The 16,333-nt window shown below is 39.3% G+C and carries 13 protein-coding genes and 1 pseudogene; 2 read left to right on the top strand and 12 right to left on the bottom strand.

The annotated features are described in order from the left end of the window. Positions 1 to 43: 43 nt before the first annotated feature. Positions 44 to 421: pseudogene (gene mscL, locus ACYX4O_RS08520) on the bottom strand (large conductance mechanosensitive channel protein MscL); the annotation flags it as partial. Between the two features lie 156 nt (positions 422 to 577). On the opposite strand from mscL, the gene ytvI reads away from it, so the two are divergent. Continuing rightward, positions 578 to 1,624, top strand: coding sequence for a sporulation integral membrane protein YtvI (gene ytvI, locus ACYX4O_RS08515; protein WP_476356345.1), 1,047 nt, complete (start codon positions 578 to 580; stop codon positions 1,622 to 1,624). A gap of 42 nt (positions 1,625 to 1,666) precedes the next feature. Here ytvI and ACYX4O_RS08510 read toward each other — a convergent pair whose 3' ends face one another. The 8 genes from ACYX4O_RS08510 to cyoE form a co-directional block, all read right to left on the bottom strand. After that, positions 1,667 to 2,182 (bottom strand): GNAT family N-acetyltransferase, encoded by a 516-nt coding sequence (locus tag ACYX4O_RS08510; protein ID WP_476356343.1) that lies wholly within the window; start codon positions 2,180 to 2,182, stop codon positions 1,667 to 1,669. A gap of 764 nt (positions 2,183 to 2,946) precedes the next feature. Next, on the bottom strand, positions 2,947 to 3,405 hold the full coding sequence (locus ACYX4O_RS08505) for a DUF420 domain-containing protein (RefSeq protein ID WP_476356341.1): 459 nt from the start codon (positions 3,403 to 3,405) through the stop codon (positions 2,947 to 2,949). Positions 3,406 to 3,488: 83 nt separating this feature from the next. Then, positions 3,489 to 4,379, bottom strand: a complete 891-nt coding sequence (gene ctaG / locus ACYX4O_RS08500) for a cytochrome c oxidase assembly factor CtaG (protein ID WP_476356339.1) — start codon at positions 4,377 to 4,379, stop codon at positions 3,489 to 3,491. Between the two features lie 169 nt (positions 4,380 to 4,548). Continuing rightward, on the bottom strand, positions 4,549 to 4,866 hold the full coding sequence (gene ctaF, locus ACYX4O_RS08495) for a cytochrome c oxidase subunit IVB (RefSeq protein WP_188654903.1): 318 nt from the start codon (positions 4,864 to 4,866) through the stop codon (positions 4,549 to 4,551). Positions 4,867 to 4,869: 3 nt separating this feature from the next. Next, positions 4,870 to 5,508 (bottom strand): cytochrome (ubi)quinol oxidase subunit III, encoded by a 639-nt coding sequence (locus ACYX4O_RS08490; protein WP_188654905.1) that lies wholly within the window; start codon positions 5,506 to 5,508, stop codon positions 4,870 to 4,872. After that, entirely contained in the window at positions 5,505 to 7,364 is a 1,860-nt protein-coding gene (ctaD, locus tag ACYX4O_RS08485) for a cytochrome c oxidase subunit I (protein ID WP_476356336.1), read from the bottom strand. Before ctaD ends, ACYX4O_RS08490 begins: the two co-directional genes overlap by 4 nt. Positions 7,365 to 7,388: 24 nt before the next feature. Further along, positions 7,389 to 8,480, bottom strand: a complete 1,092-nt coding sequence (coxB, locus tag ACYX4O_RS08480) for a cytochrome c oxidase subunit II (protein ID WP_476356334.1) — start codon at positions 8,478 to 8,480, stop codon at positions 7,389 to 7,391. An 86-nt stretch (positions 8,481 to 8,566) separates the two neighbouring features. Beyond that, positions 8,567 to 9,508 carry a heme o synthase gene (gene cyoE / locus ACYX4O_RS08475; protein WP_476356332.1) on the bottom strand — a complete coding sequence of 314 codons (942 nt, stop codon included), beginning with the start codon at positions 9,506 to 9,508 and terminating at the stop codon, positions 8,567 to 8,569. 666 nt (positions 9,509 to 10,174) lie between these two features. Here cyoE and ACYX4O_RS08470 point away from each other — a divergent pair. Next, entirely contained in the window at positions 10,175 to 11,101 is a 927-nt protein-coding gene (locus ACYX4O_RS08470; protein ID WP_476356330.1) for a COX15/CtaA family protein, read from the top strand. A gap of 44 nt (positions 11,102 to 11,145) precedes the next feature. On the opposite strand, the gene ACYX4O_RS08465 is transcribed toward ACYX4O_RS08470, so the two are convergent. The 3 genes from ACYX4O_RS08465 to ftsW all read right to left on the bottom strand — a co-directional run bounded on the left by ACYX4O_RS08465 (position 11,146) and on the right by ftsW (position 16,299). Next, a complete protein-coding gene (locus tag ACYX4O_RS08465; protein WP_476356328.1) occupies positions 11,146 to 11,541 on the bottom strand; it encodes a VOC family protein in 396 nt (131 codons plus the stop codon). Between the two features lie 100 nt (positions 11,542 to 11,641). After that, on the bottom strand, positions 11,642 to 15,085 hold the full coding sequence (pyc, locus tag ACYX4O_RS08460; protein ID WP_476356326.1) for a pyruvate carboxylase: 3,444 nt from the start codon (positions 15,083 to 15,085) through the stop codon (positions 11,642 to 11,644). Then, on the bottom strand, positions 15,052 to 16,299 hold the full coding sequence (gene ftsW / locus ACYX4O_RS08455; protein ID WP_476356324.1) for a putative lipid II flippase FtsW: 1,248 nt from the start codon (positions 16,297 to 16,299) through the stop codon (positions 15,052 to 15,054). The genes pyc and ftsW overlap by 34 nt, the downstream gene beginning before the upstream one ends. Positions 16,300 to 16,333: the final 34 nt, after the last annotated feature.

Genomic DNA, 16,333 nt, shown 5'->3' with positions numbered 1-16,333 from the left:
TATGAATAATAGGTGATTTATGTCCTCTCTCTTGATATTCTGCTTGTTCTTTTATAATATCCCTTATATCTCCTAATATTTGATCAGTCGTTTCTTTCTGAAACTGGACTTGACCTTTTGATTCCCCTTTAAGTTTTAAAATGACTTTAAGAAATAGAAAAATGGCAAAAGTTATGATAAAAAAGTCGACTGCAGACTGTAAGAATGCGCCATACTGAATGTATACAGTCCCTTTCCCTAAGGCGAACTGAACATGTAGCGCCTGGAGGTTAACGCCTCCCATTAATAAACCAACAACAGGCATGACAATATCGTCTACAAATGATTCAATTATTTTCCCAAAAGCTCCTCCAATAACTACTGCAATAGATAGGTCAAGCACATTTCCTTTTGTAGCAAAGGTTTTGAATTGTTTCCACATGGACGGTCCCCCCTCTCGTTCCATGGTATGTATGATTACATTAAGACATGTATTTTATTTGAGTTTTTTAACTGTTCAAAAGAATATGTTCATGCTATATTTTCATTATGAGAGTGTTGATTGAAAGGAGCTTCTGAAAGTAAATTGTTCCGTTATATGAGTAAAAAACATTGGATTCTGATTTTCTTAACCATCATCTTGATTATTGGAGCTTATTTTATATTGCCTGTATCCTTGCCACTCTTACTGGCATTCTTTACAGCTTTGTTTTTAAATCCATTAGTACGATGGTTGCAGTACAAATTTCGCTTTAAGCGGAAACTATCCGTGATTATTGTCTACATTACATTTTTAATTATTGTAGGGCTAGTAGGCTCCCTGTTGGTAACAAAAGCTGTTACACAAGTTATAAACGTTGCTAACAACGCTCCTATCTATTTTGAGCAAGTGGAAGATTTCTTTGATGAGAGAGCAAAAGACACAAATCAATTTGTTGAACGTTTCCCAACTACAGTGGTTGAAGAAGTAAGTGGCACACTAAAAGATAAGTTTGATACATACACAAGCGAATATAAAGTAGATGACCAGTTAAAGAAAATAGGAAATTTCCTGGCTGAGATTCCAAACTATTTAGTTAGTTTCCTAGTATACTTAATCGCTTTGTTCTTGTTTATGTTAGAGATACCAAAACTGAAAGCAAAAGCTTACGATCATATGACATCTAAAACCGCGGAAAAAGTAAGGTTTATGAACAGCCGACTTTCTTATGTTGTGTTTGGATTTCTCAAAGCTCAGTTTTTAGTCAGTATCCTTATCTTTGTTGTATCGTTAATAGGCTTACTATATATTTCTCCAAAAGTTGCAATCCTGATGTCTCTAATTATTTGGGCAATAGATTTCATCCCTATTATTGGTTCAATTGCAGTACTTGGACCTTGGGCTCTATACGCCTTTATTGTTGGCGATATCGCTATGGGAACACAACTTTCTATACTAGCCATCGTCCTTTTAGCCATTCGACGAACTGTAGAGCCAAAAGTTATGGGACGCCACATCGGACTCTCTCCACTAGCTACACTAATCGCCATGTACCTTGGATTAAAACTGATTGGTGTATTAGGATTCTTTATAGGTCCATTCATTGTAATAGCCTTTAACTCAGCGAAAGAAGCTGGAATAATTAAGTTTAACTACAAGATATAAAAAAAGGTGTTATGAGGCTTTATTAGCCCCATAACACCTTTTTTATTTTTGCCAAGAAGTTTTCTTATGAGTTTCAAAAACGATTAAACCATCTTCTTCACCTGTACGTTTAAATCCGTTTGCTTCTAATACCTTACATGAAGGAACGTTTTGCGATGTACATGTGGCAGCAATTGTTTCTACCCCTTCTTGTGAAAAAGCCCAATTTACCATTGAGTCAATCGCTTCTTTAGCGTATCCTTGATTGCGATGAATATTGGAGATGAAGTACCCAATTTCCACCACACCATCAACTGGCTTCCCTTTAAAGCCGATGTCACCTATGACCATATCTTTATGTTTATGTAAAATGATCCACGGACCGAATCCATATTCATTCTGATCGTTCTCTAAAGATTCAACATATATTGGAAGCATCGCCTTTAGACCATCATCGGGCCATAAAGAATCGTATTTTACATTTAGCCAGTTTGGATAATTCTCTGGACTAACCATCAGCTGCTGAGCCTGAGATATAGTTATAGGCGTCATCATTAGTCGCTGATTTTCTATATTCATAATGTTGTAGCCACCTTTCATTTTAAAGTAGTCGGAAATCATTCAGGTCCATTATGTATGTAACTGCTTCTTCCTTTACTACTCTTACCTTTTATCTCAATAAGTTAAACCAAATCACCGTCTTTTACTCATAATATTTTTTACGCAATCCTATTTTATGCGATAAATGGAAAGACGTTTCCGTTAGCATTAATGGAACGAAAGGTGGGCCTGGAAATCACTCGCTTTCCGCGGCCCCAAACGACGTGGGGTCGTTCGACGTTGTCACAGGACGTGACGGTTTTAGTCGAACCTCGTCTTTCTTTATTAGTCTCCTCGGGAAAACCACCCTGCGGGGTCTCGTCAACCTCTTTCTCCCGCAGGAGTCTCGCAATTTCCAGGCCCACCTTTGCCGAATGGGGAGATACGGAAACGTGCCATATAGGAGATGGAGATAGAGAGCAACAACAATAAGCAGGTTCGTTCACATATTTATCGTCAGGGCAGGCTTGGGGACTGCGAGACTCCCGCGGGATTAGGAGCCTAGGGAAGACCCCGGAAAGCGCGTAGCGATTGAGGAGGCTTCCCAGCTCCCCGCAGGAAAGCGAGTTGTCCCCAAGCCTGCCCTAGCACTAATAAGCGTAACGGACCATACACAATAAAGTGTTCAACAATCCTATCCTATTCTTGAACTAAGCAGTTATAAACATTAAAAAGACTAAAGGTTAACAGATTCGTAAAATAAAAAACCTTCTACCTATTTCATAATAGATAGAAGGTACCCACTAAAAACCGAGAATTGCTTTTAACATGCTTGTTGTTTCTCCACCACTATAAAATACATAAAGCAGTAAGTAAACGGCAACTCCTGTTATTGCTGTAAAGAACCAAATTACACTTGTAATTGGACCAAGTTTACGGTGTTTAGTAATGTTACGTTTAAAGGCTAAAACGAGTGTAACTATGCCGAATACTCCACCAGTTGTGGCCAATATAATATGGAAGATTAAAAACAGCGTGTAATAGATTTTTATATCATCTGGTCCTCCAAAACTCGTGTTCCCCACAAAAATGGTCCTTGAAAGATAAATAATAAAAAACGTAAGCGCACTTATAGCTCCTGCAATCATAACACGTTTGTGCGCTACTATATTCCCCTTTGCAATAAGCACCCAACCAATTGCGATAAAAATCGCACTAATTACAATAAAGGCCGTGCTAATCGTAGGTAAAATTGGTAACATAACCGTCCCCCCAATACTCCTCTTATAAACAAATTCTCTTTTATGTAAGAAAAAACTCCTCTCTCTAAAAAGAGGAGCTGCTATTAGTTCGATTCACTTGGTAATGGATCAATGTTAGTACTCTCTTTATTAAACCAAGAGAAGAAGATGATAGCCAGAATCGTTCCATAAACAATTTCCTGTGTGATCTTCATAATAATACCACCTGTTGCTTGGTCTTCACGAACAGACATAGGCGAAAAGATTTCAGGACCGCCTAAGGATAACCCATTTAACACACCAGGTGGAACACAAAGTTTCATGGCTTCAGACCAAGAAGATGCGTCGCTGTATGTGCTATATAAAGGAGTCTCAGCGAAAATAATAAGACCACAAGCAGGTGTTATTAAAACACCGTTAGCAAAGATGAAACCAATTTTAAGTAACGGTGACAACGTATCTAGTTTCTTAAGCGGAGCAAAAATAGGCAACCAAACTAGAAATGCCGTTACAAGTATAACCGTTGTAACAATTGCATGTGCCGATGCATTCGTTTTAGTAAAATCAAACACAACGGGGATGTGATATAAAGAGAAGAGTCCATTGAATAAAAGCAAAGCAATAAGTGGCTTTGCTAATAGATTGAGAACATTTTTCAAAATAGGAACAGAAAATACCTTCTCCCACATCCATGATGGCAATCCTTTAATGATTAAGATCGGAAACACTAGGTAATATAAAGCCATTTGCAACATATGAGCTGTAAATAAAATATGCCCCAATAAATCTACAGGAGAGCCTTTAATAACATAGAGGAGTGCTAGACCTGTATAAAACATAACTTGTTGCGTGATAGAAGGCTTATCATATTGTCCAAAACGCTTCCTGAATGGACCTGTTATCAGGAAATACAACACGCCCAAACATACGACAAATAAGAAGTAATAAGGACTCCACAGAGCTCTAAACCCAAATATTTGTATTTCTAACCACATTCATCTCACTCCATGTATCTGTCTTAGGTGTATAACCTATTACAATTATACCGTATTTTTTTCAGAAAACCCACGTCGTTCTTTATAGAAGAGTGACAAGTATTTGACAAATTCCTACTATTAAAAGACAAAAAAAGTTGGAGAGGAATCCCTCTCCAACCTCCTTTTCTTACCACCAAACAATTGTAACCATTGCTAGGACCGTTAGCAGTGCTACAAATACTCCAGAGTATAAAAATAGCGCAGGTAATCCGTGTCCTTTGTGGCTCATATGCATGAAGTAATAAAGCTGAAATCCTACTTGTACACAAGCTAACAGAATGATGACCGGTATTGTAAACATCGGGTTATATTCCGCTATAACCATCCCAAACGACACGAGCGTAAAGATGATCATTAAAGCAAATGTAATAAGCTGATACTTCATTTCTTCTTTGTTCTTTTGTTTGTAAAACTCATAACTAGTGGAATTGGTGTTTTTCGCCATAAATTAGCCCCCCAATTTTCCCATTAGGTATACTACCGTAAAGATAAATACCCAAACAACGTCGATAAAGTGCCAGTATAAACTAGCAATATAAAATTTTGGTGCATTGTATAAGTTAAGACCTCGTTTAGAGTTACGCACCATTAGCGTAACGATCCAGAGGAGTCCAAATAGTACGTGTCCCCCATGAAAACCAACAAGCGCATAGAATGCAGAGCCAAAGGCATCTGATGTAAATGTATGGTCTTCGTGCATCACATACTCATAAAACTCATATATCTCTAAACCAAGGAACGTTAACCCAAGAGCTACCGTAATTCCTAACCATAGTTGCATCTTACCAAAGTCTAAGTTCTTCATATGGTATATCGCATAGACACTTGTTAGTGAGCTGGTCAGTAGAATAACCGTCATAATAAAGACGAGTTCAAGACCAAATAATTCTGCTGGACCTGGACCACTCGTGTTGGACTCAGGTCCGTTTAAAGCTAAATACGTTCCAAACAGACTTGCAAATAATACAGTTTCTCCACCTAGGAAAAACCAGAACCCTAGGAATTTATTTTTCCCTTCGAGGGTGGCTTTTTCAGGTTCGTGTGGGCTTTGCCCTGGCTTTAGTCTTTGTAGTTGATCGCTACTCATTCAGAACCAGCCCCCTTTTCTAGGTCTTCTTTATGAATGTGATAGCCTAAGTCATCTTTCACCGATCTTACAAACATGGATCCAAGTGTAATGAGCATACCGGCAATACCTACGATTAACCAGTTTTTGTCGTCAACTTGATAAATGAACCCAAAACCAGCAATGAATAGACCAAGTGACATTACAAATGGAATAAAGGAATTATTCGGCATGTGTATATCTCCAAGTGGCTCAGCTGGAGTCATTTTTCCATTACCTTGACGCTTTTCAATCCATAAAGGATCAAGACCACGTACAAGTGGTGTTTGCGTAAAGTTATAGAAAGGTGGTGGTGATGGAATTGACCATTCTAGCGTACGACCATCCCAAGGGTCTCCGCTAACTTTCTCACCTTTCATAGACGTCACGATTACGTTGATCAGGAATATGACAGCACCAATGGCCATCAAGAAGGCTCCGATTGTACTCACCAAGTTCCCTAAATCAAGATCTTGGTTCGGCAAGAACTTCCAATAACGACGAGGCATTCCCATTAAACCTAGGAAGTGCTGTATAAAGAACGTTAAATGGAAACCAATAAAGAACGGCCAGAAAGCAAGCTTTCCTAACTTCTCACTTAACATCGTACCAAAGAATTTAGGCCACCAATAATGCAGACCCGCAAAAACTCCAAATACGACTCCCCCTACAATTACATAGTGGAAGTGTGCAACAACAAAGTACGTGTCATGGTACTGGTAGTCAGCAGCTGCTGCTGCAAGCATTACCCCACCAAATCCTCCAAGAGTAAAGGATGGGATAAAGGCTACAGTCCAAAGCATTGGTGTTGTCATTCGTATGCTTCCGCCCCACATGGTAAATATCCAGTTAAAGATCTTAATACCAGTAGGAACCGCAATCGCCATTGTAGCAATAGCAAAAATAGAGTTAGCTACAGGACCTAAACCAGTTGTGAACATGTGGTGTGCCCAAACCATGAACCCTAGAAACCCAATTAAGACTACAGCAAAAACCATGGCAGAGTAACCAAATAAACGTTTCTTAGAGAACGTTGATATTATATCACTAAACAATCCAAAAATCGGTAACACCAAAATATATACTTCTGGGTGCCCGAAGATCCAGAATAGGTGTTCCCAAATGACATGGTTTCCTCCCATTTGAGGATCAAAGAAGTTCGCCCCAAACATACGATCAAACATCATAAGGAACAGCCCAACCGTTAAAGCTGGGAATGCAAAAAGAATAAGTACACTTGTTACAAATGCGGTCCACGTGAAAAGCGGCATACGCATATATGTCATACCTGGTGCACGCATATTTACAATTGTTACAAGGAAGTTAATTCCTCCTATAAGCGTACCTGCACCAGAAATTTGAAGACCCATTACATAGTAATCGACACCATGGCCTGGTGATGTAGTGGACAACGGTGCATAAGCTGTCCAACCAGCATCAGGTGCACCTCCTGTAAACCAAGAAACATTAAGTAAAACGCCTCCAAAGAAAAAGAGCCAAAAACCTAATGAGTTTAAAAATGGAAATGCAACGTCACGTGCCCCGATCTGTAATGGAACAGCAATGTTCATCAATGCAAAGATTAATGGCATTGCAGCTAAAAAGATCATTGTAGTTCCGTGCATTGTAATCAGCTGGTTATAAAGACCAGCAGAGACAAAATCATTGTCAGGCACCGCAAGCTGTATTCGAATCAGCATTGCTTCTAATCCACCCGCAAGGAAGAAGATACCACCAGCAACTAAGTATAGAATCGCAATTTTCTTGTGATCCACTGTGGTCAAGTAATCCCATAGGGTAGCGCCAAAGCCTTTCTTTTGCGCAGTAGCTGTACTCACGCTACGACCTCCCTTTTCTCTCTATTATTGTGCTTCAGCATCCTCAGGTGTAATTTCTGTAGGATTAAGCTGTAGTAAGTAGTCAGATAGTTGTTCCGCCTCTTCTGAAGTAAGCGGATTCTCGGCATCTGTATTCCCGTATTTACCTGTCATCTTATTACCTGGTTTAATCTCTTCTGGATGTTGTAGCCAATCAATAAGGTTTTGCTTATTATTGTCTAAAATACCAGCAATTTTCACACGAGAACCAAAGTTAGTTAGATTAGGTCCTGCCGCAGCTGGAGAAGATCCAATCGCATGACATGCGATACAGCCTTTACTATTGAATAGCTCTTTACCGGCTTGAGCCGATTCAGATTCAGGCGTAGCGTCAGGGTTTACGTTCTTCATCTCTTCTACCCATTGGTCAAATTCTTCCGGGCTTACTGCAACTACTTTAAAGCTCATCAGAGAGTGTGAAGGACCACATAGCTCCGCACACTTACCATAATAAACGCCCTCTTCATAAGCATTAATCCACATTTCATTCACATTTCCAGTACCAGGGTTTGTATCCATCTTTCCTGCAATTGATGGTACCCAGAACGAGTGGATCACGTCACTTGCTGCTAATTTTAAGTATACACGTTCCCCAGTAGGGATATAGAGATCTTGACTAGCTTGAACCTCAAGACCATTATAATTATAATGCCACCAATACTGTTTTCCTGTTACTTCAATCGTTACAGCATCTTCTTTGTCCTCTTCTGCTGGAGTAGTGTCAGCCAGCATAAATGTTTTTTGAACAGTTGGTACAGCCAAAACAATTAGTAATAATATCGGAACCACTGTCCATAACAATTCGAGAAATTTGTTTCCTTCCGTTTGCTTCGGAATGTAGTCTTGATTGTCCTCTTTTTGACGATAGCGAATCAAGACGAAGAAATAAAGCGCCATTACTATGACCCCTACTACGACCATTATGATAACGCTTAACATCATAAGATCATAAATGACATCAGCGCCTTCCCCCTTAGGCTCTAGAGCTGTTAAATTAGGCAGCCCACAACCTGTCAAGGTCAGCAACATAATGCCAAAAAGGAACAGAACGCGAGACTTTCCCATCCATCCTTTCATTAAAGATACCTCTCTTTCTCTTTGTAATATTGCAAATTTTTATTATTAAGAATCAGGAAAACTCGTTAAGAGTTTTCCTGATCAACTTAAAAAGGGTTAGGCAATGTAACAACAATCATCGCTACAAATAGAATGGTCAAATAATTTAAAGAGTAAACAAACATCCATGTTGCCCATTTCATATCATCCTTCATAAAGAAGCCTGCTACCCCTATGGCAAACCAACCGATACTAAGTAAAGCGGCGATTACCACGAAGACTGTCCCTAAAGAATGAAGATAGAACGGGAATGGTAATAAACATGCTGTATATATTACAATTTGACGTTTAGTGATTGAGAACCCATGAACGACAGGTAACATAGGTATGCCTGCCTTGCGATACTCTTCTGTTTTCTTCATGGCAAGCGCCAAGAAGTGAGGAGTTTGCCATATGAACATGACGAAAAATAATCCCCATGCTACAGGGTGTAACCCCGGATCAATTGCTGCCCATCCAATTAAAGGTGGAACAGCTCCTGAAAAACTACCAACCACCGTATTTAACGTATATCTTCTTTTTGACCACATTGTGTAAAGAACCACATACGTAAACCACCCAAAAGCTCCGATTAAAGCAGCTACCCAAGTGGTAAATAGTAAAAAGAGTAGACCTAGAGATGTCACACTGACACCCATTATAAGGATATGCTTTAAAGAAATCGTACCTGTTACAGTAGGACGACTTTGCGTACGAGACATGACTTTATCAATATCGCGGTCGTAATAGTTGTTAATAATGCAACCACCTGCGATGACAAATGTAATCCCAATCATAGACATTAAGAAGGCTTGCCAATGATCAAAGAAAGATGCCTCTGTGAAATGTACGGCTAGCCAAAAGCCAGCAAATGCGGTCATTAAATTTGAATTTATAATCCCAATCTTAATCAAAGAAAGGATGTCAGCCCATAAGGATGAAGTGGTTTCATCTCTGGCTGAATGATTCATCACTTGTGATGTTGACTCAACAGTCCTTGGATTGTTCATCGTTCTTCGTATTCCTCCTTCAACCTTCCCTCACAATTCGTTCATATTCTACTTAGTATAAACAAACTCCTAACATTTTAAAGGAGGGCGTGTTGTAAAAACTTTTATGAACGTACAGATTCTTAACATTCCACACTATTGTATCATGGAATAGATTTTCTATCTATTTAATCAGTGATATTTTAAGTTGTGAAATATCTGTGAACACCTCTATAATCAGAATTAGGAGACTTTAGTTTCAATAGGTGTTGGAGAGCATAATCGGTTGGGTAAGAATTGTAAGTATCGGAACAAATCCCCTATTTATTTCTAGCAAACAACCGCTTACATTGCAAGCACTTTTTTGACATTTGTTGTGAAAATATAAATAAAAGACATGTAAGAAATTAATAAGAAAGCAACTTAAATAATAGAATGAATGGAGATAAAGGTACCACTTTTAGATCCCAGTGCTGCGTTGTTATCTTATAGAAACTTACCAGAGGTTTGATCATTACAAACCAAGTGTTTTATTCAAGTCATATTTTTATAATTTCCTACACATGATCAATCATGGTATTATATAGTTTGTGTCGATTTGGTGAACAATACGTTCGATAATTGCACTTATTTTTTTATTTATATTAATATAGATATGTTCCACTAAATATACAGAGAGGTGGAGTTATGATTAAATTACTAAAATGGCTTTCCGTTCTATCGTCTCTTGGAATGCTATTTGTCCTAATAGGCGGTGCGCTAGTAACCAAAACAGAGTCAGGTATGGGTTGTGGAAGAAGTTGGCCACTATGTCACGGTCAAATTATCCCATCTAATATTACACCAGAACTTATTATAGAAATGGCTCACCGTCTTGTATCCGGTGGCGTTGGATTATTTGTATTAGTGTTATCCATTCTAGCATGGAGATATATAGGACATATCCGAGAAACAAAGTTCCTTGCATTTTTATCCATTTTCTTTTTGGTTCTACAAGGATTAATTGGAGCAGCTGCTGTTAAATTCGGACAATCTGATTTTGTTTTAGCAATGCATTTTGGGATCTCATTGATTTCATTTGCATCTATATTCTTATTAACCCTATTAATTTTTGAGATTGATAGGAAATTTGATGCTGAATCGCTCTATATTGATCGAAGCTTACGTATTCAATTTTATAGTCTAGCTATTTACACTTTGGCTGTGGTTTATACAGGTGCACTTGTCCGTCACGTAGGGGCAAGCGTTGTGTGTACAGGATGGCCGTTCTGTGATAATAGCAATCCATTGCAACTTGGAACCTTTAATATGCATGAGTGGGTTCAAATGGGACACCGCTTAGCAGCTGGATTCATTCTAGTTTGGGTGGCTTACCTATTTATTAGAATTAGAAAACAATATAAATCCAATGGAGTAATGAGAACAGGGTGGAACATTGCACTTCTTCTTATGATTATTCAAGTGTTCTTAGGCGCAATGATTATTGTGACACAACTAAACCTATTTATTGCTCTTCTACACGCCCTTGTTATTGCTTGCTTCTTCAGCTTGTTAACTTACTTTATTTTATTGTCTTCTAGAAGTGCAAAATACGATAAAACTAAAAAAGATTAGTTGGAACAAAAAAGACCGTAGAGAGCTCTCTCTACGGTCTTTTTTTAATGTTCTGTGACAATTTGCCAGCGTACGCCAAAGCGATCTTCAAGCCTTCCAAACATAGCGCCCCAAAACATTTTCTCAAAAGGCATATACACTCTCCCTTGTTCAGAGAGTTTGTTAAACACTTCTCTTGCCTCTTGCTCATTTTTAAATTCAAGGGTGAGATCCAGCTGATTACCCGGCTTAGTGTCTCCTTCAATTCGATCTGCCATAAAGACATGCTGCCCTTTCACATTAAGAACAAGATGCATGACTTTATCCTTGATCTCATCTGGCATGTCAGGAGCTTCTTCAAACGTCTGAATACTTACGATTTCCCCACCTAATGCATGTACATAAAAATCTGCTTGATGCCTTGCGTCGTTACAGAAAAAATATGGATAAAACGTAGCCATCTAACTCCTCCTTAATATTCGGAAAGTCTGCACGATAAACCAAAGCACCTAGAGATTGTTACTCTAGGTGCTTTACATGGTTAGCCTTAAAAGAATTTCATTATTCGAATTCGATTAACAGATCACCCACATGAATGGCTTCACCATTTTTTACATAAATGTCTTTGATCTTACCGTCAAACGGAGCCTGCACTGTTGTCTCCATCTTCATTGCTTCAGTAATCATAAGGTGATCTCCTTTATTAACCGTTTCCCCTTTATTAGAAATCACACTCACAACTGTACCAGGCATCGTTGCACCAATATGTTTTGGATTTTGCTTGTCCACCTGAGGCCGAGCCTCTACAGATGCTTTAATATTTTGGTCTTTAATCACAACTTCACGCGGCTGTCCATTCAGTTCAAAGTAAACCACCCTTGTCGCATCTGGCTGTGCTTCACCGATAGAAACAAGTTTGACAATTAATGTTTTCCCTTGCTCAATTTCTACCTCAATTTCTTCGCCAAGACGCATTCCGTAAAAGAACGTTAAGGTATCTAAAACAGACATATCCCCATATTGCTCATAGAACTGGTGATAGTCCATGAACACTTTTGGATAAAGGGCATAGCTAATCATATCAAAACTTGTCACCTGGCGATCTAACTTTTGGAAAAGATTTTGCTTTAGATCTTTAAAATCAACAGGTTCCAGAAGTTCTCCAGGGCGTACCGATAAAGGTTCTCTCCCCTTTAAAATAATGCGCTGAAGCTCTTGTGGGAATCCTTGATAAGGTTGACCTAAATATCCTTGGAAGAATTCAAGGACAGAGTCAGGGAAATCAATCGATTCACCCTTTTCATAAACATCATCTTCAGTTAGATCATTTTGTACCATGAAGAGAGCCATATCTCCAACCACTTTGGAAGAAGGAGTTACTTTAACAATGTCACCAAACATATCATTTACTCTTCGATACATATGTTTAACTTCGTCCCAACGGGATTCAAGCCCTACAGCCTTTGCTTGCTGTTGAAGGTTACTGTATTGCCCGCCTGGCATTTCATGTTGATAAACTTCAGAATGAGGTGCCATCATGCCGCTCTCGAAATCTTGATAATACTTTCGAATGTCATGCCAGTAGTGCCCCAATTCTTCGTATGCCTGTACATCAATATCTGGCTTACGTTCATTACCCTCTAAAGCATAATACAGACTGCTTGCACTTGGTTGTGAAGTTAAGCCAGCCATCGTACTTGCTGCAACATCAACTACATCTACACCGGCTTCGATAGCGCGTGCATAGGTGAAGATCCCATTTCCGCTTGTATCATGAGTATGAAGGTGAATCGGTATATTGACAGTTTCTTTTAATGCTGAAACCAATTGATACGCCGCTTCTGGTTTCATAACCCCTGCCATATCTTTAATTGCTAAGATATGAGCGCCTGCGTCCTCTAATTCTTTAGCTAAGCCGGTGTAATAAGTCAAGTCATACTTAGGGCGTGTTGGATCTAAAATGTCTCCTGTATAACACATAGCTGCTTCAGCAATTTTACCCGTTTCTCTTACCGCTTCAATAGCTAATTTCATCCCTTCCACCCAGTTTAAGCTGTCGAAGATTCGGAAGACATCGATCCCTGCTTGAGCACTCTTTTCAACGAATTCCTTTATCACATTATCAGGATAGTTCTTATACCCAACTGCGTTACTAGCACGAAGTAGCATCTGGAATAACATATTTGGCATTTTCTCACGCATGTTTAACAAGCGCTTCCAAGGATCCTCCTTCAAGAATCGATAGGATACATCAAAGGTTGCTCCTCCCCACATTTCTACAGAAAATAGGTTAGGGAGTAAACGTGCTGTTGGTTCTGCAATATGTTCTAAATCTTTACCTCTAACACGAGTGGCTAATAAAGACTGATGAGCATCTCTGAAGGTAGTGTCCGTATACAATACTTCTTTTCTATTCTTTAACCATTCAGCAACTGCTTCAGGGCCTTGTGCATCAAGTAACTGCTTCGTTCCATTCGGAATCGGTTCAGAATGTTTCACCTCTGGTTCTCTAGGTTTTGACAACGCTGGCTTCTTCCTATGAGAAGTTCCTTCGAACCCATTTACCGTTGTAGCTCCGATATAAGAGAGCATTTTCGTCCCTCTGTCTTTTCTTTTCGGAAATACGAATAACTCTGGTGACTGGTCAATAAAGGTTGTATTGTATTCACCTGACAAGAAATTATTGTGCAGAATAACATTTTCTAGGAAAGGAATATTAGTTTTAATTCCTCTTATCCTAAATTCTCGTAAGTTACGTACCATTTTATGTGCGGCCTGATCAAAACTTAGTGCCCATGTAGAGACTTTCACTAGCAATGAATCGTAATAAGGTGATATGACAGCACCTTGGAACCCATTACCAGCATCTAAACGGACCCCGAATCCACCTCCAGAGCGGTAGGCCATGATTTTCCCTGTGTCAGGCATAAAGTTATTAAGTGGATCTTCTGTTGTTACACGAGATTGTATGGCATAGCCATGTGTACGAATGTCTCCCTGCTTCGGAATACTTATTGGCTTATCAAACAAATTATACCCTTCAGCAATCATAATTTGGGCTTGCACGATATCAATACCGGTAATTAATTCCGTAATCGTGTGCTCTACCTGAACACGTGGGTTTACCTCAATGAAATAGAATTCATCCCCAGAAACAAGAAACTCAACTGTTCCTGCATTCAAGTATGTGACATTATTCATTAATTTAACAGCAGCCTCACACATACGCTCACGTATATCGTTATGTAAGGAAACACTTGGAGCGACCTCCACAACCTTTTGGTGACGTCTTTGAACTGAACAATCTCGTTCATATAAATGCACGACATTACCATCGGCGTCTCCTAAGATCTGCACTTCAATATGTTTTGGATTTTCAACTAACTTCTCCACGTATACATCGTCATTACCAAAGGCTGCTTTCGCTTCAGATTTGGCACGGTCATATCCATCCTGAAGAGCAGCCTCACTTCGAACGATACGCATTCCACGTCCACCACCGCCAAGAGCAGCTTTAATCATGATTGGATAACCGTGTTTACGACCAAACGCTTTTACTTCTTCAATGTCCTCCACAGGTCCGTCTGTCCCCGGAATAACTGGAATGTCCGCTTGAACAGCTTGATATCTCGCTTTCACCTTATCGCCAAACATATTTAAATGTTCACTTGTTGGGCCTATAAACGTTAGTCCCTCTTCTTCACATCTTCTAGCAAAATGTATGTTCTCAGATAAGAATCCATAACCAGGGTGGATCGCATCAACACCTACACTCTTAGCTATTTCAATAATCCCTTCAATATCAAGATATGCGTCAATCGGCTTTTTTCCTTCGCCGACAATGTAAGCCTCATCAGCTTTGTAACGGTGGTACGAACCACTATCTTCCTTTGAGTAAACCGCTACTGTTCTTATATCAAGTTCTGTACATGCACGGAATACTCTTATAGCAATTTCGCCTCGATTGGCAACTAATACCTTATTGATCTTCTTTCGTTCACCCATTGTTTTCCTCCCCTAGCTTTTCTTTGTTGTTGTAACGTAGATACATCTGTACTCGAATTGTCTTCATTTGGTACTGTCTTGTTGTAAACCTTTGGCTTGTCTTCTAGACGCACCTGTCTAGCTATATTATTTAAAATTCCCATAGAGGCCAATAAGACCACTAAAGAAGAACCTCCATAACTTAAAAATGGCAAGGGTACTCCTGTAATTGGAAGCAATCCACTTACAGCACCCAAGTTAATAATGGTCTGAATCCCAATCATTGATGAAATCCCAATTGCCAAAAGACTTCCGAATGCATCCTTACACTGTCTCGAGATAAACAAACCACGAAGTACGATAACTGTCAGAAGTCCGATCCCAAGTAATACCCCTAATAAACCAAGCTCTTCAGCGATTACAGCCATAATAAAATCTGTGTGCGGTTCAAGTAGATAGCCCAGTTTTTGAACTCCTTGTCCAAGACCATCACCACTTATACCACCTGTCCCAATAGCAATATACGACTGTATTAAATGATAGCCATCATCGGCCGGGTCTGAGAAGGGTTCATAAGCCCCTGTAAAACGAGCAACACGTTCTGAATCAGTCACAACGGACGTTAAGATAAAGATGGTAATTAAAGCTCCACCAAGAACCGCTAACATACTTATTATTTTCGGGTGAATACCAGCACTCAAAAAGATCGTTGCTGCAATAAGCGCGATGATGGAGGCCGTACCCACATCCGGTTGCCATATTATTAATCCTAGAATAAGAAATGTAATAAATAATGGTGGTATAACTCCTCTTCTAAAGCTCGATAAACGGTCTTGTTTTTTGGCGAGTGCAGAGGCAAGGTACATGATTAAGCCTACCTTTGCTAACTCTGCCGGCTGAACTCGAATAGGACCTAATACCAGCCAGGAATAAGCACCATTTACATAATCCCCAAGTGGAGACCAGACTAACGCAAGCAATATTGCAACGCCGACCAAGATTAACGGCATCCATTTCTGATACTTCTGATAGGGTATACTAATTGTTGCTGTAAATGCAATCAACCCTAAGCCACACCAAACTAATTGCTTGTTCAAGTAATGATCTGGAGAATAGCCCCACTTTGCAACGGCATAAACCATTGATGCACTATAAATCATAACGACTCCAAAAGCTGTTAAGATCAACGGTGTAAAGATTAAAGTGAAATCAAAGTTTTTCCATAATTTTTTCATTGTTGTCCATCCTTATGTAATTGGTTTCGATCCC

Source organism: Pontibacillus sp. ABV4_188, from assembly GCF_056311905.1.
The sequence above is the reverse complement of the archived record's forward strand: the minus strand, read 5'-3'. Positions and strand labels throughout refer to the sequence as shown.